This window comes from Ruegeria arenilitoris (genome assembly GCF_013035425.1).
GTDB classification, from domain to species: domain Bacteria; phylum Pseudomonadota; class Alphaproteobacteria; order Rhodobacterales; family Rhodobacteraceae; genus Ruegeria; species Ruegeria arenilitoris_A.
Genome location: NZ_WQHX01000006.1, coordinates 109,183 through 130,860 on the forward strand (window position 1 = coordinate 109,183; position 21,678 = coordinate 130,860).

18 protein-coding genes are annotated in these 21,678 nt (G+C 52.1%); 15 read left to right on the top strand and 3 right to left on the bottom strand.

Features of this window, described 5'->3' with window-relative positions; all coding sequences use genetic code 11:
- The first annotated feature begins 108 nt into the window (after nucleotides 1-108).
- The 13 genes from GOV45_RS16630 (at nucleotide 109) to GOV45_RS16690 (ending at nucleotide 15,126) form a co-directional block, all read left to right on the top strand.
- Nucleotides 109-1,368 carry an ABC transporter substrate-binding protein gene (locus GOV45_RS16630; protein WP_170479858.1) on the top strand — a complete coding sequence of 420 codons (1,260 nt, stop codon included), beginning with the start codon at nucleotides 109-111 and terminating at the stop codon, nucleotides 1,366-1,368.
- Nucleotides 1,369-1,462: 94 nt separating this feature from the next.
- Nucleotides 1,463-2,386, top strand: a complete 924-nt coding sequence (locus GOV45_RS16635; protein WP_170479860.1) for a carbohydrate ABC transporter permease — start codon at nucleotides 1,463-1,465, stop codon at nucleotides 2,384-2,386.
- Between the two features lies 1 nt (nucleotide 2,387).
- Nucleotides 2,388-3,236 carry a carbohydrate ABC transporter permease gene (locus GOV45_RS16640; protein WP_170479861.1) on the top strand — a complete coding sequence of 283 codons (849 nt, stop codon included), beginning with the start codon at nucleotides 2,388-2,390 and terminating at the stop codon, nucleotides 3,234-3,236.
- Nucleotides 3,236-5,323, top strand: a complete 2,088-nt coding sequence (locus tag GOV45_RS16645; protein WP_170479863.1) for an alpha-galactosidase — start codon at nucleotides 3,236-3,238, stop codon at nucleotides 5,321-5,323. Before GOV45_RS16640 ends, GOV45_RS16645 begins: the two co-directional genes overlap by 1 nt.
- A gap of 77 nt (nucleotides 5,324-5,400) precedes the next feature.
- Nucleotides 5,401-6,168: an SDR family NAD(P)-dependent oxidoreductase gene (locus GOV45_RS16650; protein ID WP_170479865.1), complete on the top strand. Its 768-nt coding sequence runs from the start codon at nucleotides 5,401-5,403 to the stop codon at nucleotides 6,166-6,168.
- Between the two features lie 4 nt (nucleotides 6,169-6,172).
- The gene (locus GOV45_RS16655) at nucleotides 6,173-7,066 is read left to right on the top strand and encodes a 2-dehydro-3-deoxygalactonokinase (RefSeq protein WP_170479867.1); all 894 of its coding nucleotides are present in this window, start codon (nucleotides 6,173-6,175) and stop codon (nucleotides 7,064-7,066) included.
- Nucleotides 7,063-7,665, top strand: a complete 603-nt coding sequence (locus tag GOV45_RS16660; protein ID WP_170479869.1) for a 2-dehydro-3-deoxy-6-phosphogalactonate aldolase — start codon at nucleotides 7,063-7,065, stop codon at nucleotides 7,663-7,665. Before GOV45_RS16655 ends, GOV45_RS16660 begins: the two co-directional genes overlap by 4 nt.
- Nucleotides 7,665-8,525: an SMP-30/gluconolactonase/LRE family protein gene (locus GOV45_RS16665; RefSeq protein ID WP_170479871.1), complete on the top strand. Its 861-nt coding sequence runs from the start codon at nucleotides 7,665-7,667 to the stop codon at nucleotides 8,523-8,525. The genes GOV45_RS16660 and GOV45_RS16665 overlap by 1 nt, the downstream gene beginning before the upstream one ends.
- The gene (locus GOV45_RS16670) at nucleotides 8,522-10,441 is read left to right on the top strand and encodes a beta-galactosidase (RefSeq protein ID WP_170479874.1); all 1,920 of its coding nucleotides are present in this window, start codon (nucleotides 8,522-8,524) and stop codon (nucleotides 10,439-10,441) included. The genes GOV45_RS16665 and GOV45_RS16670 overlap by 4 nt, the downstream gene beginning before the upstream one ends.
- Nucleotides 10,442-10,531: 90 nt before the next feature.
- Nucleotides 10,532-12,424 carry a family 1 glycosylhydrolase gene (locus tag GOV45_RS16675; RefSeq protein ID WP_170479876.1) on the top strand — a complete coding sequence of 631 codons (1,893 nt, stop codon included), beginning with the start codon at nucleotides 10,532-10,534 and terminating at the stop codon, nucleotides 12,422-12,424.
- A gap of 37 nt (nucleotides 12,425-12,461) precedes the next feature.
- Entirely contained in the window at nucleotides 12,462-13,388 is a 927-nt protein-coding gene (locus GOV45_RS16680; RefSeq protein WP_170479878.1) for a carbohydrate kinase family protein, read from the top strand.
- Between the two features lie 15 nt (nucleotides 13,389-13,403).
- A complete protein-coding gene (locus GOV45_RS16685; RefSeq protein WP_170479881.1) occupies nucleotides 13,404-14,072 on the top strand; it encodes a D-lyxose/D-mannose family sugar isomerase in 669 nt (222 codons plus the stop codon).
- Nucleotides 14,073-14,205: 133 nt separating this feature from the next.
- Complete coding sequence (locus tag GOV45_RS16690) at nucleotides 14,206-15,126, top strand: DMT family transporter (RefSeq protein ID WP_254448027.1); 921 nt, start codon at nucleotides 14,206-14,208, stop codon at nucleotides 15,124-15,126.
- A gap of 258 nt (nucleotides 15,127-15,384) precedes the next feature.
- Here the strand turns inward: GOV45_RS16690 and GOV45_RS16695 are convergent, their stop codons facing one another.
- The 3 genes from GOV45_RS16695 to GOV45_RS16705 all read right to left on the bottom strand — a co-directional run bounded on the left by GOV45_RS16695 (nucleotide 15,385) and on the right by GOV45_RS16705 (nucleotide 19,171).
- Nucleotides 15,385-16,551, bottom strand: a complete 1,167-nt coding sequence (locus GOV45_RS16695; RefSeq protein WP_170479883.1) for an adenylate/guanylate cyclase domain-containing protein — start codon at nucleotides 16,549-16,551, stop codon at nucleotides 15,385-15,387.
- A 241-nt stretch (nucleotides 16,552-16,792) separates the two neighbouring features.
- Nucleotides 16,793-18,199, bottom strand: a complete 1,407-nt coding sequence (locus tag GOV45_RS16700) for a hypothetical protein (protein WP_170479884.1) — start codon at nucleotides 18,197-18,199, stop codon at nucleotides 16,793-16,795.
- Nucleotides 18,200-18,460: 261 nt separating this feature from the next.
- Nucleotides 18,461-19,171: a GntR family transcriptional regulator gene (locus GOV45_RS16705; RefSeq protein WP_170479886.1), complete on the bottom strand. Its 711-nt coding sequence runs from the start codon at nucleotides 19,169-19,171 to the stop codon at nucleotides 18,461-18,463.
- Nucleotides 19,172-19,334: 163 nt separating this feature from the next.
- Here GOV45_RS16705 and GOV45_RS16710 point away from each other — a divergent pair, with 163 nt between their 5' ends.
- Both GOV45_RS16710 and GOV45_RS16715 read left to right on the top strand, forming a co-directional pair.
- Nucleotides 19,335-19,934 carry an amino acid synthesis family protein gene (locus tag GOV45_RS16710; RefSeq protein ID WP_170479888.1) on the top strand — a complete coding sequence of 200 codons (600 nt, stop codon included), beginning with the start codon at nucleotides 19,335-19,337 and terminating at the stop codon, nucleotides 19,932-19,934.
- On the top strand, nucleotides 19,927-21,675 hold the full coding sequence (locus GOV45_RS16715) for an alpha/beta fold hydrolase (protein ID WP_170479890.1): 1,749 nt from the start codon (nucleotides 19,927-19,929) through the stop codon (nucleotides 21,673-21,675). Before GOV45_RS16710 ends, GOV45_RS16715 begins: the two co-directional genes overlap by 8 nt.
- Nucleotides 21,676-21,678 lie beyond the last annotated feature (3 nt).

Genomic DNA, 21,678 nt, shown 5'->3' on the forward strand with positions numbered 1-21,678 from the left:
CCAAAGGCACGAGGGTCTTGACAAGACTAACCGAGTTGATGTGTAGTTTTCAATATATAAAACCAAGTTTCACTATTTGGAACTAAATGGAAGCTAAGGGAGGAAACCATGCATTCCATGTTCAAGCGTACTGCCGCCGCATTGGCGGCCAGTGTCGCACTTGCTGCGCCAGTTGCTGCTGAGTTGACCGGTGAGTTGCGAATCTTCCTCGACACGTCAAACCCGGCGCCGCGTGCGACCATGGAGGCGATGATCGAGCGGTTTGCAGAGCAACATCCCGGTCTGGAAATCGAAACAACGGTTATCGACCGTGAGGCGTACAAAACGCAGATCAGGAACTTTCTAACAGCTGACACACCGGACGTAGCCACATGGTATGCGGCAAACCGTATGAAACCATATGTCGAAGCCGGCCTGTTCGAAGATGTTTCTGACCTGTGGGCCGAGCCAGAAATCGCAGAAAACCTGGCTTCGACCAAAGGTGCGATGACCATAGACGGAAAGCAATGGGGCGTTCCCTACACTTACTATCAGTGGGGCGTTTACTATCGCAAAGACATCTTTGATGAACTTGGCCTAAGCGAACCTACCACCTGGGAAGAAGAGCTGGCCAACTGCCAGAAGATCGTGGATTCGGGTCGTGCATGCTACACAATCGGGACCAAATTCCTTTGGACCGCTGGTGGCTGGTTTGACTACCTGAACATGAGAACTAACGGCTACGATTTCCACAACCAGCTTGCGAATGGTGAGATTAGCTGGGAGGACGACCGGGTCAAGCAGACCTTCGCCAACTGGAAGCAACTGATCGACATGGGTGCGTTCATCGACAATCACCAGACCTACAGCTGGCAGGAAGCATTGCCGTTCATGGTCAACGGTGAAGCCGCAGCTTATCTGATGGGTAACTTCGCTGTCGCTCCGCTGCGTGAAGCAGGCCTGACGGATGATCAGCTGGACTTCTACCAGTTCGTTTCCATCAACCCCGATGTAGAACTTGCAGAAGATGCGCCTACGGATACATTCCACATCCCCGCGAACGCCTCGAATAAGGAAGCAGCGCGTGAATTCCTGCGTTTCGTTGTATCGGCAGATGAGCAGACCGAGATCAACAACGGCTCAAATCTCGGCCAGTTGCCGGTAAACGCCCAATCTTCGGTGGACGATGACAAGTTCCTTCAGCAAGGCTTTGCAATGTTGTCATCCAACAGCCCAGGCGGTGTCGCCCAGTTCTGGGACCGCGACGCACCAGCTGAAATGGCAAAAGTATCCATGGAAGGTTTCCAAGAGTTCATGGTCAAGCCAGATAATGCGGACCGCGTGTTGGCAAAACTGGAACGTGCGCGTCAGCGTATCTACGATAACTAATCTGGTCAGGCCGGGCACAGACCGGCCTGCTCCAAGACCTGCGTAAGGCAGGTGCTTACCTGCCTTACTAATTTGACCAAACTCCGAGTTTATCATGTCCCTCGTAGACGTCCCCGAACAAGAAAGCTGGTTTCACAGAAACCAACAGCGTATTGCGCCCTGGCTGTTTCTGGCGCCGGGCCTGCTGTTCTTTATGGTTTATGTAATCATACCTGTTTTTCAGTCTTTCAACTTGTCGCTCTATGAATGGGACGGGTTGGGTGCAGCAGAATACGTGGGCATTCGCAACTACGAGGATCTATATTGGGAATGGGTCGACCGGGATGCGTTCTACATCTCGCTTAAAAACAATTTGATTTGGTTGATATTATACCTTTTGGCGATTCCTGCCGGCTTGTTCATTGCGCTGTTCCTGAACCAGACCGTCTGGGGTATTCGCCTTTATAAATCGCTTTTTTTCTTTCCTTTTGTCATCTCTCAGGTGGTCGTAGGCCTTGTATTTACTTGGTTTTACGATCCTACTTTCGGCTTATTGAATGAATTCCTGAGTTTCTTTGGCATGGGCCCACTCAATATTCTTGGGGACGAGAGGTTCGTAACCTACGGCATCATCTTTGCCGGTCTTTGGCCGCAGACAGCATATTGCATGATCCTTTACCTCACTGGCCTGAATGCGGTCGACCCTGAGCAAATCGAAGCCGGGCGTCTGGACGGTGCCAAGGGAGGTAAGATGCTCTGGCACATCATCCTACCTCAACTGCGTCCAGCGACTTTCATTGCCTTTGTTGTGACAATCATCGGCGCCCTGCGTTCGTTTGACCTGATTTCGATCATGACTCAGGGGGGGCCGTTCGGATCGTCACGGGTGTTAGCTTACTACATGTTCGAAGTGGCACTTTCCGAATACGGTTTCCGGATGGGATATGGCGCTGCCATCGCAGTAATTTTGTTCCTGATAATGCTGTGCTTTATCGCCTATTTCCTTTGGTCAATGTACCGAGAAGAGAGGGGGCACTAAGATGTTTCCTAAACCCATCGAAAAACAACCCCGAGCGGCGCAGATCACCTATCAGGCAATGCTTCCGCTGGCTCTTCTATTGTGGCTTGGACCACTTTTGGCGGTTGCGCTGTTCTCGGTCAAACCAGCAGCGGATTTCACCAACGCCAATTATTGGGGTCTTCCTTCCAGTTTTGAGGGCGCGTTTAATTATGGGCAGGTCTTCTTTAACTCGGATATGCCCCGCTATCTGCTGAACTCTTTCCTGATAACGATACCTACCGTCATTGGAGCCGTCGCGCTAAGCTGCATGACCGGATTCGCTTTGGGCATCTACAAGTTCAAGTCGAACCTTTGGATCTTCTTCATGTTCGTAGCGGGCAACTTTGTACCATTTCAGATTCTGATGGTTCCAGTTCGCGATCTGACTCTGCAATTGGGGCTATATAACACCAAAACAGGCTTGGTTTTGTTCCACATTGCTTTCCAGACCGGGTTCTGCACGTTGTTCATGCGCAACTTTATCCGCGCCCTGCCCTTTGAGTTGATCGAGGCTGCGCGGGTTGAGGGGATAAGCGAATGGCGCATCTTCTGGTACGTAGTGTTACCGCTTATGAAGCCAGCCATAGCCGCGCTCAGCGTGTTGATATTCACTTTCATCTGGAATGACTATTTCTGGGCAGTTGTACTGACACAGGGCGCTGAAAGCCAGCCAGTGACCGCGGGTATTACCAGTTTCAATGCTCAATTCAGGGCTGCTTATCAGTTGATGAGCGCCGGTTCCATCGTGGCGGCGCTACCTCCGGTGGCCATGTTCTTCCTGATGCAGAAACATTTTATCGCGGGTCTGACCCTTGGAGCCGTCAAGTAATGATAAGAACTTGGTCGCTTCATGACGACCGACAATCTTTGGTGCTCGCCGCACATCGCGAGCACCTACCGGAGGTCGTCTATTTCGGACCCCGTTTGCCAGAAGCGGAAAGTTCCGAAACTCTATTCAAGGCGTACGGGTTGGATGTTACTGGCGGAATGCTGGATGCCAACCCAGAATTATCAATTTGCCCCGAAGCCACGCGCAGCTTCCCCGGGCAGCCTGGGCTAATCATCCGGGATGGCGACGGTACGCCGTTGCTTCCCAAGTTCTGTTATGAATGCGAAGAGGTAACGGAACGGGACATTGTACTGACTTATCGAGATGAAACTGATCGCTTGACCTATCAGGCGCGCTTTTCGATCGACCCCAAAACGCATATCATTGAAGCGCAGGCAATACTTGAAGCAGATCGCCCCGTTCTTCTCCACTGGCTTAGCGCACCGGTATTTCCGGCTCCACAACTGTCCGATGAAATGCTCGATTTTGCCGGAAGATGGTGCGGCGAATTCCAAATGAATAGCACCGCATGGTCGCCCGGTATCAGATATCGTGAGAACCGTACTGGACGAACAGGGCACGAACATTTCCCCGGTTTGATAATTCCTGTGCGGGGCGCAACCAATGCGCAAGGTCAAGCGTATGGTTTTCATTTTGGTTGGTCCGGCGGTCACCGAATGGTTGCTGAGGAACTGCCAGACGGTCGACGCCAGATTCAGTTCGGGCAAGCTGCCCGGATGGAACGCGAGGCAATGACGAGGTTTGAAACCGCACCGCTTTATGCGGTGTTCTCGAATGACGGGATCAATGGCTGTGCCGTGGCATTTCAGCGCCACGTACGGGACCGAGTTGTAAGCTTTCCAAAACCAGAAAACCCCCGTCCAGTTCATTACAACTGCTGGGAGGCCGTTTACTTCAATCATAACCTGCCAGAGCTGAAGGATATTGCTGAACGCGCCGCGGATCTTGGGGCCGAACGGTTTGTGTTGGACGATGGCTGGTTTGGTCAGCGCGATGATGACACCTCTTCCCTGAGCGACTGGGAAGTCGACCCTCGTAAGTATCCAGAGGGTTTGGATCCGCTGATCACACATGTCCATGAACTGGGCATGACGTTTGGTATTTGGTTTGAACCCGAAATGATCAACCCTGACAGTTCGATCCACCGGGCCCATCCGGAATGGGCGTTGGGAGGCGAAGATCAGATCCTGGGACGTCAGCAAAAGGCATTGAATATGGCCTTGCCCGAAGTTCGTCAGTTTCTTTACGAACGGATGGCAGCGATTCTCTCTGCGCACGACATTGACTACATCAAATGGGATCACAACCGCGTTTTGCCGATGCCCGACGCCGCACAAACGCGCGGGTCATACGCTTTGATCGACCGATTGCGGACAGATTTCCCGAATGTTGAGATAGAAAGTTGCGCTTCGGGCGGCGGGCGTATTGATTTTGGGATACTCAAGCGCACTCAGCGTGTGTGGCTGAGCGATAGTAACGACGCATTGGAACGCCTGCGTATACAGCACAATGCGGCAATCTTTTTGCCGATGGCGGTTACCGGCAGCCATGTTGGGCCGCGCGTTTGCCACACTTCGGGAAGGGTTCTTGACATCCGTTTTCGTGCCTGGATTGCTGCACAGCGGCACATGGGTTTTGAGATGGATCCGCGCGAACTGACCAATGAAGAAGCTCAGGTCCTGCGTGAAGTAACAATGTGGTGGAAGGCCAACCGCGACTGGCTATATCACGCCGATATTTTGCGGTTGGACACTCCTGATCCGGCTGTCATTGCTGAACAACAACAGGCGAACGATGGCTCTCGTTTTGTGGTTTTTGCCGGAAAGGCAGATACTTCGGCCCAGATCGCACCTCGACCGTTACGCCTGACCCGATTGGAACCAGACGCACTTTATCAAGTTGGGTTGCGACGCACTGCCGAGGCACCTCCGACGTTGTCGCGCGGCAACCCGGTACTAAAGCAACAACCGGTCACGCTGAGCGGACAATATCTAATGAACTATGGGCTAACGTTGCCGTGGAGTTTTCCACAAAGCATCTGGGTCATCGAAGGTAAAAAGCTATGAGAATGAAAACAACCAGAACGCGAGCCTCTATCTTTCGGTCACCACATACGCCCGCCATCAAAAGGAGAGAGCTATAAATGGAACAACCTGCGACTTTCCACGACCTCGAGGGCGCATCTGTCTACATCACCGGCGGCGGATCCGGTGTCGGAGCAGCCCTGACTGATGGGTTCCTAGCGCAAGGCGCCAACGTTGCGTTTATTGGACGTTCCGATGCCAGTGCGTTCGTTGAAGAAATGCGCGATAAGCATGGCCGGACACCTTTGTTTCTACAGGGAGACATGACCGATACAGAGCTGCTGCGTGCTACAATGGTTAAGGCTGCCGAGGCGCATGGCCCAATCAATGTGCTGATCAACAATGCTGCCAACGACCAACGTCACACGCTCGAGGAAACTACACCTGAGTTCTGGGACTGGATGATCGAAGTCAATCTCAAGGCCTATTTTTTTGCCTGTCAGGAAGCCGCACGCCAAATGCGGGACAAAGGTGGAGCAATCGTCAATTTCAGTTCAATAAGCTATATGATGGGAAATGCGGGTTATCCAATTTACGCGACGTCGAATGCTGGCATAACTGGTTTAACGCGATCCCTTGCCAGGGAACTTGGGCCGCAACGCATCCGTGTTAATGCACTGGCTCCTGGCTGGGTATTGACGCAAAAACAGATGGACAAATGGGCCACGCCCGAAGGTTTGGCAGCCCATTTGGAACGGCAGTGTTTGAAAGAATACCTGACGCCTGAAGACATGATTGCACCAACGCTGTTTCTTGCTTCAAACGCAAGCCGAGCCATGACCGGACAGTGCATGGCGGTCGACGGCGGCGTTGTAGTATCAGGATAAGTCGATGAAAACAGAATGGATTGCCGTCGATTGGGGAACTTCCCACTTGCGCGCCTGGGCGATGCAGGGCGAGACCGTTTTGGATCATGTGCAATCTGAATGCGGTATGGCGCGGGTCGAAAAGGGGCGTTTCGAGGCCGCATTGTTAAGCATCACCGACAGCTGGTTGGGCTCAACGCCCACCGATGTTGTTGCCTGTGGAATGGTAGGTGCGCGACAAGGGTGGGTCGAGGCCCCTTATTCTGCAGTTCCCTCTGCTCCGATACCAAATATGCCAATTCGGGTGCCTGACACCGATCCACGGGTCAGAGCATTTGTTGTTCCGGGGCTGAAACAGAACTCCCCTCCGGATGTTATGCGTGGTGAGGAAACCCAGATTGCCGGTTTCCTGGGAAAGCATCCCAACTGGGACGGAGTGGTCTGCCTGCCAGGCACCCATACGAAATGGGCACAAGTCAGTGCGGGTGAAGTCATCAGTTTCCGCACATTTATGACAGGAGAAATTTTCGACCTGTTATGCAGCCAATCAGTCTTGAAACACTCGACCAGCGACGGATGGGATGATGCCGCTTTCTCAGATGCTGTGGAAGATGGGTTGTCAAAGCCAGAACAGCTAGCCGCGCGTCTGTTCAGTTTGCGGGCAGCTGATTTGTTGCATGGGCAGGATACGGGAACCGCCAGGGCAAGATTATCAGGACAACTGATCGGAGCCGAGCTTGCCGCAACCCGCCCCTATTGGCTGGGCCAGCAATTGGCAATCATTGGGTCGGATGCACTGATTGATATTTATGCCAAAGCACTGCAACAGCAAGGTGCCGCAGTTGAAACCGCCAACGCCACAATGGTCACGCTTGCCGGTTTAAGCTTGGCCCGCAATTTAACGAGGCAAACCGTATGAGCCGACCAATAATTGCAATTCTGCGTGGCCTCACTCCGTCAGAGTCCGAAGCCGCGGGCCGCGCCCTGATCGAGGCTGGCATCGACCGGATCGAAGTTCCATTGAACTCGCCTGACCCGTTGAGCAGCATTGGTATTTTGTCCCGCAATTTTGGGGACCAAGCCTTGATTGGAGCCGGGACCGTTTTGACCAGCGATCAGGTCGATGCCGTGGCCAAAGCAGGTGGCAAACTGATAGTTTCGCCCAACTGTGATACCGACGTTATCGGGCGCGCCGTCGAGTTAAACCTCCAAAGCTGGCCGGGAATTTTTACACCGACCGAGGCTTTTGCCGCGCTACAAGCGGGGGCAACCGGCTTAAAGCTGTTCCCGGGTACAATGGCCGGACCTGGGGGGTTAGCCGCCATCCGCGCCGTGTTACCTGCCGACACTCAAGTTTTTGCCGTTGGCGGCGCAGGCCCAGAAAATTTTGGTGAATGGATAAAGGCTAGCGCTGACGGATTCGGCATTGGCTCGGCCCTATACAAGCCAGGTATGTCGCCCAAAGAGATCGGCGAACGTGCCCGACAGATCGTTTCAGCATATGACGAGGCAATTTAGTGAGCCGCGTCTACGACGATCGACCCTGCGAGCTGGGCGAAGGACCTCTTTGGCATCCAGAACGGCAACAGCTATTCTGGTTCGATATCGCGACCAAACGGATGTTAAGCCGAGAAGGAGCGAACCCAAAATGCTGGAAATTTGACGAGTACGTTTCTGCCGCAGGCTGGGTGGATCGGAATACACTGCTGATAGCATCGGAAACCGGCCTTTGGCGATTTGGTTTAGAAAATGGTCAAAAAAGTCAAATCGTTGAAATTGAGACAGACAATCCGACAACCCGCTCCAATGATGGGCGAGCAGATCCATGGGGCGGGTTCTGGATTGGAACTATGGGCAAACAAGCTGAGCCGAGCGCAGGAGCGATATATCGATTTTGGCACGGCGAACTGCGTCAATTAGTTTCGGACGTGACAATTTCCAATGCGATCTGTTTTGCGCCAGACCGTTCGTGCGCTTATTTCTGCGATACGTTCACCAAACAGGTTATGAGGTGGACGCTTGACCCAGAAACAGGATGGCCCGTGGGCGACAGCCACCTTTTTCTGGACCTTCGGGATGACGGTCTGAACCCTGACGGTGCCGTCGTTGACGCGAACGGAAACATCTGGATCGCTCAGTGGGGTGCGGGTCGCGTCGCCGCGTACGATGTTAATGGACTCTTTATTCGGGCGGTATCAGTTGATGCGCAGCATCCCTCGTGCCCCGGATTTGGCGGTCCTGACCTGACGACACTGTTCTGCACGACAGCCCGTGAAGGGCTGAGTACGGATGCCATCAAAATACAACCTTCCAACGGGATGACCTTCTTGAAACAAGACGTCGCCCGGGGTCAAGCGGAACACAGAGTTATCATATGAAACCGGAACTTGGCGTTTGCTATTATCCCGAACATTGGCCCGAGGAGATGTGGGTCAAAGATGCAGCAAAGATGGTGCAGTCTGGCCTGACATGGGTTCGCATGGGCGAATTTGGTTGGAGCCGGATGGAACCTGCGCCGGGCGACCTGCAATTCGGATGGCTGGATCGAGCGGTCGAGACATTGGGAAAGGCCGGTCTCAAGGTTGTCATGGGTACACCGACAGCGACACCGCCGCGCTGGATGCTGGATAAACACCCCGACATGCTAGCCGTCGATGCGCAGGGAAACCCCCGCAAATTTGGATCGCGCCGCCATTACTGTTTCAGCCACCACGGTTATATCGAAGAGTGTGCGCGGATAGCTGGTATAATGGGCGAGCGTTATGGCCAGAACCCACATGTTGCTGCATGGCAGATCGACAATGAATACGGCTGTCACGACACAACAATCAGCTATAGCGCCGCCGCGTTAAACGCATTCCGCCGTTGGTTGGCAGACCATTATGGAACAATAGAAGCACTGAATTTTGCGTGGGGGAACGTATTTTGGTCAATGGAATACAGCAGTTTTGAGCAGATCGAACTGCCCAACTTAACAGTGACCGAACCTAACCCGGCCCATGCGTTGGCTTTCAAGCGTTTCAGTTCGGATCAGGTGGCGGCGTTTAACAAAGCGCAGTGTGATGTTCTGCGGAAATTCACAAAAGCGCCGCTGCTCCACAACTACATGGGACGCGTTTTGGATTTCGATCATTACAAAGTCGGCGAAGACTTGGACATTGCCACTTGGGATAGTTATCCCATTGGATTTCTTTCAGACCGCTTGGAAGCCCACAGCGAGCATAAAACAGTGTACCTGCAACAAGGCGACCCAGATATGCAGGCATTCCATCACGACCTTTATCGCTCTGTGGGGCGCGGGCGCTGGTGGGTCATGGAACAACAGCCCGGACCTGTAAACTGGGCACCATATAATCCGGCGCCATTGCCCGGTATGGTTAGACTTTGGTCTTTGGAGGCGGTCGCCCATGGAGCGGAAGTCGTAAGCTATTTCCGCTGGCGCCAGGCGCCCATGGCACAGGAGCAGATGCATGCAGGGCTACTGACTCCTTATAACCGTGCAGCCCCGGCTCTGAGTGAGGTGCGCCAAACTGCAGACGAACTGGCCGAGCTGGGTGAGGTTGAACAGAAACAGGCACAGGTTGCAATCGTGTTAGACTATGCATCGAATTGGGCTTGGGAGACACAACCACAGGGCGGTGGGTTCGATTATTTCCAGCTTGTCTTCTCCGCATATCGTTCTTTACGAAAGGCGGGTTTATCGGTGGATTTTATACCACCGGATATTACTCCCCATGGCGCGTATAATTTGATCCTAGCGCCCGGGTTGGCCACACTGAATGACGAATTAGTCAAGCGTTTAACCAGTGTGTGCAATCTTGGCATTTTGGGACCCCGCACAGGAGCCATTACCAAGGATTTCCAGATTCCTGATCGCGGTCGGCCAGGTGTCGATTGTTTGGACTGCCAAGTGGAATTGGTCGAGACCCTGCCCCCCAACATTTCCCGTGCCGTTCAGGGCGGTGGAGCAATGCAACATTGGGTGGAACGTCTGTCCGGATCGGCCCGGGATTTACTTTGCTTTGAGGACGGCACTTCCGCTTTAAAAGAAGGCGGTGGCCTTTGGTATTTGGCCGGCAATCCGGATGACGCGTTGTGGGACCGCGTCATCAATCTGGCCGCCCAAAATTCAGGCCTGACCCTGCACCAAATGCCGGAAGGGTTAAGGCGACGGGAAACGTCAGACACAGTTTTCTTGACGAATTACAACGCGCACCCCGTCGAATGGCATGGACAAATCATTAACGGTTGCGATGTCGCGATCATTAAGCCAGAATCTCATGATCCTGCCTGAAAAGCGACGCGAACATCAAAAAATTTGATAACGCTAACATAAGCTGTTAGGGGCGGGTTTGCTGGTCTCGTTCACGAACAGGTTTCATGCATGAACTACACTCGTTCCGATTTCCCGGAGTCTTTCCTATTTGGTCTCTCGGCAAGCGAGCCTGGCGCTGAAACGCAGACCAAAGGATTTGACAGCTTCCGGTTCCCGATCCACTGGCACGAGGTGCTGCCCAGGGGACGTGGGCAACCTGATGGTGTCGGCGTCGCCCGTGTTGAAAGACTGGTCGAAACGGTTCTAGAGCGAGGGATGCGACCTTGCGCGGTTCTCGACGCCACTCTGGTCCCATCGGAATTGGCTGATCTTGGCGGTTGGCGCAATCGCGATACTGCGGATTGGTACGCCGATTTCAGCGAACTCGTAACGACAAAAATTGGGGACCGCCTGTTCAGCACGGTTTCGAAAGTATCCGCGGAAATAGCGACAAAGCAAGATAGCAGGTCGTTGGCCCGAACCTTGCATCATCGATTGTTGGCCAATGGCCGCGCCAATCGAGCTATGCGAAGCCTGGGCATGAGCAATTTGGGCGTCGAAATTGACTTACAAGAGCCCGGGCATGCCACGCTTCTCTCAGCCATTTTTAGTGGTAGCTACCCACAAGACTTCCGCGCCTCTCTTAGTGCACATCTTCCAACGGGATGGGAGCAGGATTTTTCCACCATCGCAACCCCCGTTGATTGGCTTGGAACCACGGTGCATGAACCCCGTGATCTGAAATCGCTTACGCCCTTGATTGCAGCGGAAACCCTAGACACAGCAATTTATGTTTCGGTTCTAGCGGAAAGTGAATCAGATCTTGTGAATCACGTTGACGCTATTCTCAGTTCAAGCGCATCGATGCCCATATCAGGGCTTTTCGTCCAAGCGGAAAATCAAGAAGTCCTTGAAGCGTTGCAAGCTGCATTAACATCAACGGAGCTTCCTGCGCCATGGGTAAAACCCACGGGCACTGTTCACGACCATTGGAACCTCATCGCGGACGTCGGCGGCACCAATACCCGCCTGGGCATTTCCATCAACGGAACCTTGACCGAGTTGCACAAATATCCGACCGGCACATTAGAGGACTTGCGCGAGGCACTAGTTGGTGTGCGAGAAAAGGTGGGGACAGCCCCCCACGCAGTAGTGGCAGCAGGCGCCGGGCCAGTTCATAATGGAACCATTCATTTGACCAACGCAAACCTAATGTTGTCCGAGGTCGAGCTTGCCCGCGCCACTGGCGCGGAAAGAACCTTTGTAATTAATGACTTCACCGCAGCCGCGTGGTCAGTCGCGGATATCAGCGACGCAGACGTCGCGGTTTTACAAGGCGCAAATACTCCTCCTGCCGGGACCCGCTTGGTTGTGGGTCCCGGCACCGGTTTGGGTGTAGGAGCTTTGCTGTATTCAGAGGGACGTTATCATACCGTGTCCGGGGAAGGCGGCCATATGGGATTGTCACCGCGCCATCGAGGCGAAGTTGACGTTTTCGATGCGGCCAGACATATCGCTCCGGATTGTTTTTTTGACAACAGCCTCGCGCTGGAGGCCGAAATGTTCCTGAGTGGGACCGGTTTGCCTATTCTGTATCAGGCGGTGGGCGTGGTCGAAGGTCAGGTCAACAGTCAGGTTAAAAGTGCCAAGGATATTCTGCAAACCGCACAGGACGGAACCGACGCTTGCGCGGTTAAGGCTGCGCGCATTTTCACGGAACATCTTGGGGCGATAATGGGTGATCTCGCTGTGGCTCTGATCCCGGTCGGGGGCGTTTTTCTGGTTGGCGGTGTCGCTGAAAAAAACCGCTGGCTGTTTGGTCAGGATTTTCTGGATGCATTCAATGCAGGCGGACGATTCAAAAAAATTCGACGTAGCATGAACCTTTACATTTCCGAGCAAAAAGAGTTTGGCATTGTTGGCGCTAACAACTTCTGCAAAAATGCGTTGGTGCAAAACTAGGGCCTCGTTCGGCCGATTTTGAGAAAGGGATTCCGAAATGATCTTGTGCTGCGGAGAAGCCCTGATTGACATGATCGCCGAACCCACGTTGTCGGGACAGCAGGGCTTTGTGCCCCATTCTGGAGGGGCGGTTTACAACACAGCAATTGCGTTGGGAAGGTTGGGAGCCAGAGTGGGCATGCTCACCGGTCTGTCGTCAGATATGTTCGGGCAACAGCTAACGGCTGGCCTACAAATCAGTCATGTCGACACCACTCATGTTATTAAATCGAACAGACCCACGACTTTGGCCTTTGTTCAGCTTAAGGACGGGCACGCCACATACAACTTTGTTGACGAAAATACAGCAGGAAGGATGCTGACCGCTGCCGAAATGCCTGTTCAGCTACAAGGTGTTTCTGCACTGTATTTGGGGGGGATAAGCCTTGCTTGCGAGCCGTGCGCTGACGCGTATGCGCAGCTTTTGTTTCGGCATGGCGCTGATCGGGCGGTCATGCTGGACCCAAACATTAGGCCAGACTTTATCAAGGACCAAACCAAATATCGGACCCGGCTTAACAAAATGATCGCGCAAGCTGATATCGTCAAAGTTTCAGACGAAGACCTGGACTGGATTATCCCTGGCCCCGAGACCCTTTCTGAAAAGATCCCATTGTTAACGCAGGCTGGCCCGAAATTGGTTATATTGACCCATGGTAGTGCTGGTGCGACAGGATATACGGCGGATGGAAGCAAGGTGACAGTCCCAGTCCAGAAAGTGCAAGTTGTAGACACTGTCGGGGCCGGAGATACGTTTAACGCTGGAGTGCTGGCTGAACTGGATCAAGCTGGGTGCCTGACAAAACCCGGTTTGCGTTCTTTATCCAACGACGGCCTTAGGAACGCTCTGGAAAAAGGGGCAAAAGTTGCCGCGATCACTGTCTCGCGTGCCGGGGCGAACCCGCCGTGGGCCCATGAGCTTTGACAAAAAGAGACCGCTATGAAACGATCCGAGATCAACCGTATTAAGGCCGAGGCCCAGGACTTCATCAACTCATTCGGTGCTGTTTTGCCACCATTTGCAGACTGGACCCCGGAACAGATGCGCAGCGAAAAAGCGGAAGGTATTCGCGCGCGAGGATTGGGTTGGGATATTACGGACTATGGACGGGGTCGTTTTGATGAACTGGGCCTGTTTCTGTTCACATTGCGAAACGGCGACGTCAATGATCTGAACCAAGGTCGCGGCATGCTATACGCTGAGAAACTTTTGATATCACGCGACAAACAACTGTCTCCTATGCATCGACATATCGTCAAAGCCGAGGACATCATCAACCGTGGCGGCGGTGATTTGGTGATGGAAATCTACGCCTCGAACCCCGAAGGAGGTATCGACAGAGAAAACGCTATCGTAGTGCCAAGTGATGGTTGCCCAGTCACCATTCAGCCCGGAGAATTGATGCGGTTAAAACCAGGACAAAGCGTTACACTCATGCCCGGCATCTGGCACGCCTTTTGGGCGGAACAAGGCGATTGTCTGATAGGAGAAGTTTCGACGGTCAACGATGATCGTACAGACAACGTTTTCGAAGATCCTATCCCCCGTTTCGCGACAATTGAGGAAGACACAGCTCCTGATTTCTTGCTGGTTTCTGATTATACGTGACTGACGAACTTTGGTTCATCCCTGCTCGGGCAGCCTGGCTAGTGCCCTAAATACGGTGAGAGTTGTACGCATTTAGCCTATTGATCTAACATTTAGCATCGACGTTTGAACGAAAACTGATTGTGCGCTGACATTGGGAACAAACACGCCTGCAACTCATACTGATCGCCCCCTCGCCGCGGCGGCATACATGATTTGTGCCATGGCCATCATTGGCGTGATCGACAATTTTATTGCTCCTTTGTCGCAACATATAGGTCTTTGGCAGTTTCACCTTATTCGTACCCTGTTTGCGCTTCCTCTTGTTGCAATGTTCTCGCTTTTGGGGTTAGGCACGTTGTTTCCCAACCGATTTTGGGCGGTGGCATTGCGTAGCCTGCTTGTTGCGATATCGATGCTGTTCTATTTTTCGGCGTTGGCAATGATGCCGATTGCACAGGCCTTGGCAGGGTTGTTTACTTCTCCGATCTTCATTCTTTTGATCACGTCCGGAATTATGAAACGCCGAATAGGTCCTTGGCGCGTTCTAGCCGTAGGCTTCGGGTTCATCGGGATTATCCTTGTGCTTCAACCCAATCCCGCAGATTTCGATTGGAGCATTTTCGTTCCAATTTGCGCGGGCTTTTTCTATGCACTTGGAGCTATTTCAACCCGTAGTCTTTGCAGCGGTGAAAGCACCGTCGCGTTGTTGGCAGGAATGTTGATTACTCTGGGTATTTTGGGGGCGATTGGCAGCATCACATTGGTGATTTTTCCAGTGTGGCAACCGGGTGACGAGGTGCAGTTTTTTTCCCGCCCCTGGGAATGGTCCATGCAGAAGGCCCTCCCACTACTATTGTTACAAGCCGTTGGATCCATTTGTGGGGTTTTTATGATCATCAAGTCCTATCAACTTGGCGAACCGTCTTATGTTTCGGTTTTCGAGTATTCGGTGATGATTTTTGGTCCAGTCTATGCATGGTTTGCATTTGGACAACCTGTCCAAGGCTGGCAAATTCTGGGTATCGCGTTTATCGCACTTGCTGGCATCATAATCGCTGTTCGGTCACGCTGATCAACGCTTGCTGGAAAACTACGTAGCGCGGATAGAGTTAGGCCGCGAGATTCTGGGCCTGAAACATGCAACAAAGCTGGTTGAAAGCTACGGCAAACGACAAACAACAAATATATTGAGTACACATACCATTCGATTCTATTTCACGGCAGCATGCCCGAGTTAGTAAGGCGATATTTCCAGCCTCTTACTTTGTGGCACCACTTCACAGACGCGCCCAAGACTGTTTTTCCTTCCCAGAACACAGTTAACTTTTGCTCAATGAGTTCGGCGGCGAATACGAAATACTTCGACTTCCTCAGCGAGACCTTTAAGCGATTGGAGCCCCAGTGTTTCCACCCGCACAGGCGCGTAACCTTGAACATTTGACGTGATCAATATCTGCTCGTCCAAGGTCTTGCACAAACTCTGAACTCTGCTGGCCACGTTTACGGCCGACCCGACAACCGTAAAGTCAAGTCGATCCGGGCTGCCGATGTTGCCGAAAGTAACTTCTCCGAGGTCTATTCCGATCACAAACTCGATCTGTTCCCGCTTTTCCTCAGATGCGTTACTGTTGTAAATATCGAGGTTCGCTATGGCTTGGGTCGCGGCTTCGACCGCGGAATTGCAGGCATTTTCAGCGCCTGGTGTCGCCTCGAAAATCGCCAGAACACCGTCACCCATGAATTTTAGCACGTCTCCGCCATTAGCTCGAATTGGGTTCACCACCATATCAAAATAGTCGCCCATAATATCGAGTAGCTTAGCCGCTGGCCAGACATCCGACTTTGCAGTGAACCCTCTTAGGTCTGCAAAAAGGATCGCAGCAGAAACGGTAATATGCTCACCACGTTTTATGTTTCCGTTGTCAATTTCCCGCGCCGGCGCATCGCCCATATACGTACGCAAAAGGCTTCTTTGGGATTCCCTCATTGCGATGGGTTCCAACGCCGAAGACAATGCGTGCCGTGTGGCTTCGAGTGTGCGAATATTGTTTTGTGAAAAACCATCCGCATGTTCGGTGCAAAAGCTTGATCCCTGAACCGATCCGTCACCATATTCGAGAGGCATCGCCAGAAAATCAGTCGCGCCACCCTCTTTCAATTCCCGATAGACTTCGTGCATTTTCGACAGATCGACATCCACAAGCCTTTTGCGCAGACACGATCTGGTTTTGACCACATACTCAAATGGACTGCCGTGCCAAGCTCCTGAGTGGCGGATAGTGATCGGAACAGTATATTTCTGGGTCCCTTTTGGCGTCCATATGATCCCCCAAGCGCTTATGAGCGGATTGGAGTAGTTCTGCCCAATCCGCACACGCGAAAGCGGGACGCCCAGTTCCCTCAAGGCCGAGCAATAGTGTGAAACGACAAGTGTTTCATCGCCCAGAATCCGACCTACGGAATTCAACCAATTGATCAGTTCTTCTACCGTTTGCATCTAAGATTGATCCAAATTCCGATTGTTCGTCCAACTTAGTTCAAAGGGCCATGAACCACCCCATTGAACCTGACCGACAGAAACGATTTCGACCTAACTCTTCACCATTTTACCAAAAACTGCAGGTCAGTGAGCAAGAAGCCGTATTCGGACTGACTTTATATCTAGCGCCGCCTCAAGCCATGAACCAATTCAGCCATGACATTTACTTAATTGATCGAAGTTCAACCTTAGGCTTCGACTAACCCGCTTTGGGCCGATTACGGTTCTTGACGTATTCCTTGTGATAAGGAATGGCGCTCAGACTCGTATCGTGTGCACCTACCAAATTCTTGACAAGTGCATTGGTCAATCGAACCCGCGGCGAGACCGCCGACACCAAATGAAACAACCTCCTGTCATTGAATGGGTTCACTATGAAGTCACCAATATAGGCCAAAGGCGCTGCCCCGACCGGGAGCCACAGTTCCAAGTGTGCAATATCATAAAGCCGTGGCAGCGCCTTTTCAGGAAGTTTGTCCATCCAATTCTGGTAACGATCGAGTTGCCGCTCGTATTCAACTGTTTCGTCCTTGGTGCGATCAGCACGTTGCCATTGACCAAGCAGTGCCCCGACACCTGTCATGGCGTTTGTTGGTTTTCCTATAACATGGCGCCACTTGTTGGCTCGGGTCATTTCTATTCCTGTTCCGCGCAAGACGACTTGAACACGTGGCGACGCCGCGACAAAGCGTACCCAGTCTGCTCGTAGCGCAGAACACCACCCTGTGCGCAACCGAGTCCTTTCAAGTTCAACCATGATTTCCTTCTTGGTCATAACTTTCTGTACGCGGGATGCTCGTCGTGAAAGCACAAGGAATGGCACACTTAAATGCTCGGCAAGAATTTGACCCACCTCTGCATCAATCTTGGTCGCCCAATTCAAGTGATAACAATAAAAGCTTTTGATCTTGTTCAGGACCGGTATCGCGCTGCCAAGAATTATTCGCGAATCCCGTCCAGCCGTTATCGGCAAGGCACACTCATAAGCTGAAATGAGCGCTGCGACGTTTCGGGACATTCGAGCAGACATTTGGGCAAACAGAATGTCCTGGTCGGTCTCGAGCTCGGCAAAAGGGGTGTCGTCGCGGGGCCAGAACCTATGTTGCGAAAAGTTCGAAAGATCGAGGTAGTGATTGGGCATTAACCGGGTTACACGCTGGTCGCTTGTATCCCCGAAAAGCAGAAACTGCTTTCGCGTTGCGACCTTTTCGATATCCACATTTTCGGCAGGATCAAGTTCATCATCCACTGCAAGAGCCACGCTTGAGGCAAGGGCGTTGTTTTCTTTGTTAAATACAACCGAAAGATTTCCAGACGGATCGCCATATAAGCGCATGCCGCCGAAATGTTTGACCACGACAAAAAACCTGCCTGCCAGATCCTCAACCCATCGTTCTCTTTCAGATTCCGAATCCTGATCGAGAATGACTTCTTTCCCAAGGCACTGTCCCTCTGGCGAGATCGCGATCCCAAGCACTAAACCAATCGGTTCGCCGGACGAGCTAATAATTCGACTGATTGGCAACGCCGGACAATGCTCGATCACCCAACCGTTCAACTGCGAGCTGCTCCACGCAGAACTGAGCGACGTTTTCGATTGTGACATTCTAAATTGGAACTTGAAGACTTGGCCAAAGTCCCAACTTTCAGCCTCGCAACGACGTTCGGCCAGAGTATCTTTGGTTATCACCGCCATATTTTTAATGTTTGCATGAAAAATTCACGCCTGCATATACGAAACGTTCAAGTGAATTTCAGACCAGAAAGTCTAAGGTGAAACCTTAGGGACATCGAGCTCTTTGTAAAACGCAATTAACCGGCACCAGCCCTACTGCATTTTGTTTCTGGGCTGATCTTATATGACATTTCAAGGATCGTCCGGTAAAACTTGCTCCGCTATTTTGGCCACTTCTTCAATATGTTCCCAACTGGCCCGAGCAGCAGCATCCGGATTACCGTCTGCAATTGCGTTCAGGATTTTCTCCATTTCGGGGATGGATTTCGCGAACCGGTTCGGAGAAGAAATCGTCATCGCGCGCAGCTGTGTGATACGTGCATTGACCGATTGCACCATCTCCCAAGCAAATTCCTTTCCTGCACTAATGAATATGGTCCGATAAAACTCGGTAGTGACAGCAAGAACTTCTTGCGGCACGTTGCTATTCGATGCCTCTTTTAACTGCTTCAGCAGTTCTTGCAGTACATCAAGGTTGTCGTCAGTGATTTTTTCCGCACATGCCCTCACGGCCAGTTCTTCTAACGAACCGCGAACCTCGTAAATCTGACGAGCTTTCTCACGGTCGATCTTGGCCACGATAGGCCCAACGCGAGGTAAAACTTCGACCAGGCCTTCGGTTTCCAATTTGCGTATCACCTCGCGAACAATGGATCGGCTGACACCAAGTTCCTCGGTGAGAGCCCTTTCTATGAGTCGGTCTCCAGGTTTGAAATACCTAGTGAAAATAGCAGTTCGCATGTTTTCATAAGCTAGCTCCCTCAAAGTTTTAGGAGCCTGAGTGATACGCAGACCTGCCGTGGCGGGTGAGCGATCCCTTTCTGGCTGTGGCGTGTTTTCCATGAACAACCCGGAGTTTTCCGCTTTTGCTCTGGTTTAACCAATCCAGCCTGATTAGCAAGATCGAATACGACGATAGGATGGTATACCAGCATACCACCTGTTGACAGTTATCCCCGTTTCATGTCAGCTAATGCAGTGTGAAATCGATTGAAATCTTCGAAACATGTCACTTGAATTGCAAAAACTGGTCAAATTTTCTGAGACCACTTTTATCGAAGGCGGCAAAACGGCTGGTTTCCCTCTGCAACTGCATACTGCAGCGGCCATTGTTAAAAACCCTTGGTTCGGGCGCGGTTTTGTCGAAGACTTGAAACCCGAAATTCAAGAGATTGCACCGGCACTCGGTAAGTTGTTGACAGACGAGGTACTCGCACTGACCGGAGGTGGAGAGGCCGTCGAGGCTTATGGCAAAGCGGCTATGGTGGGTACACATGGTGAAGTGGAACACGCGTCAGCCCTGATCCATACGCTACGGTTCGGAAACTTTTTCCGCAATGCGGTAGGTGCAAAAAGCTATCTCAGCTTTACTAACGTCCGATCAGGCCCCGGTGGTACACTGGTAATACCCTTAATGGACAAACACGATGCGGGTCGGCGCTCACATTATCTGACCACCCAATTTGCAGTACCTGATGCGCCTGCGCATGACGAAATAATTGTTGCGTTGGCCGCATCTATTGGGGGACGGCCACACCACAGAATCGGTGATCGTTACCAAGACCTTAAAGATCTGGGCGACAACACAACAACATTGGATGGTTGAAGTGTTGGCCTCGAAAAAAACTGTCCAACGCATCGGCGGTACATCTTACGAAGTCCGAGGCGAAGGCGACTGGGTGGTTCTGGTCCACGGTGTCGGCATGCAGCTGCGCGCCTGGGACCCTCAAGTAACTGCGTTTTCCGACAAATATCGGGTACTGTCGTATGATCTGCTTGGCCATGGTAACTCCGACTTACCGCCCGAAGAGGCAACGTTAGAGGACTTCATTGACCAACTTGATCACCTGATCACTCGACTGGATGCGCGCGGCATTCAACTTGTTGGACATTCACTAGGATCATTAATTGCCTTGGGATATTCACTGAGACGCCCGGAACGTGTCCAAAGCGTAGCAGCGTTAAACGGTGTATTTTGTCGTTCGGAAGAGGAAAAAAAAGCGGTTCAAAACCGCTCTGTTTCGTTGAGCCAAGGAAATGGAGAGGACCTTATTGTTCCAACACTAAACCGTTGGTTTGGCGAAAACCCCTGCCCTGCCCGCGCTCGGTGCGCCGAGCAACTTGCTATATGGCTACGCGAGGCCGACAAGATCGGCTATGCACGAACTTATAAGGTGTTTGCCAACTCGGATCGGGCACATGAAGGCAAGTTGCAGAGACTTACGGTCCCGGCGTTATTCGCAACCGGCGAACTTGATCCAAATTCCACTCCGGCAATGTCCGCGGCAATGGCCAAGGCGGCACCACTAGGCACATACGTCAGCTTGGATGGCGAGCGCCATGTTATGACGTTTGACGCACCCGACAGGGTCAATAACGTGCTTCGAGAATTTTGGAAGGATCAACAGATGCCTCAGTTCGATCCACGCGAGTTTCGTCGAGCCCTTGGCACATTCGTAACTGGGGTCACGGTCGTCACAACGGAATCTGAAACCGGAGAGAAACGCGGTTTCACAGCCAACAGCTTTACCTCGGTCTCTCTTGATCCACCCTTGGTATTAGTCTGCCTCAGCAAAACTTCTTCTAGCCTCGAAATTTTCGAACAGGCGACATCCTATGTTATCAACGTTTTGACTGAGGATCAGAAGCACATCTCAAACCAGTTTGCTTCTAAAGTGCCGGACAAGTTTTTAGGAATCGAAACCCGCCGGGAAACAACCGCCAGTCCAGTGATCGCGGATACAGCTGCGTGGTTCGATTGTGTACCACACAACGTGGTGGACGCAGGCGACCACATTGTCCTGATCGGTAAAGTACAGGCGTTTGGAGGCAATCAAGGAAATCCGCTGGTTTACCATAAAGGCGGCTATATCACTTTTGGCTTGGCACAAGAGGCAATCACGGCATCCGAAAACACCCAACATGCAAGCACTGTTGGCATCCTGCTTGAGCAAGATGAGCATCTTTACTTTGAGACGAGTGCCGATGGCGGTCTTATGTTGCCGACGGCGCCTCGTCTTGGTGGTTCCAGCGGGTTGCAAGCCAAGCTCAAAATGCGCGGCCTTGAAGTATTAGTAGGTTTTGTTTTTGCCGTTTTCGAGGACAACACAACCGATCAAACGGCAATCTACTACCGCGGTTCTGCCGCTGGCAAACTAAATGACGGCAACGGCAGATGGATTCCAATCGATTCCATAGATCAAGGCAAGATAAGTGACATGGCTGTACGCAGTATGGTGAAACGCTTTATCGCGGAACACCGACAGGACGCGTTCGGCGTTTATTTTGGCGACTCTAACGTGGGTAGAGTAGGCGCGCTTCAACGATCAATGCAAAGCGGGGGATAAGCA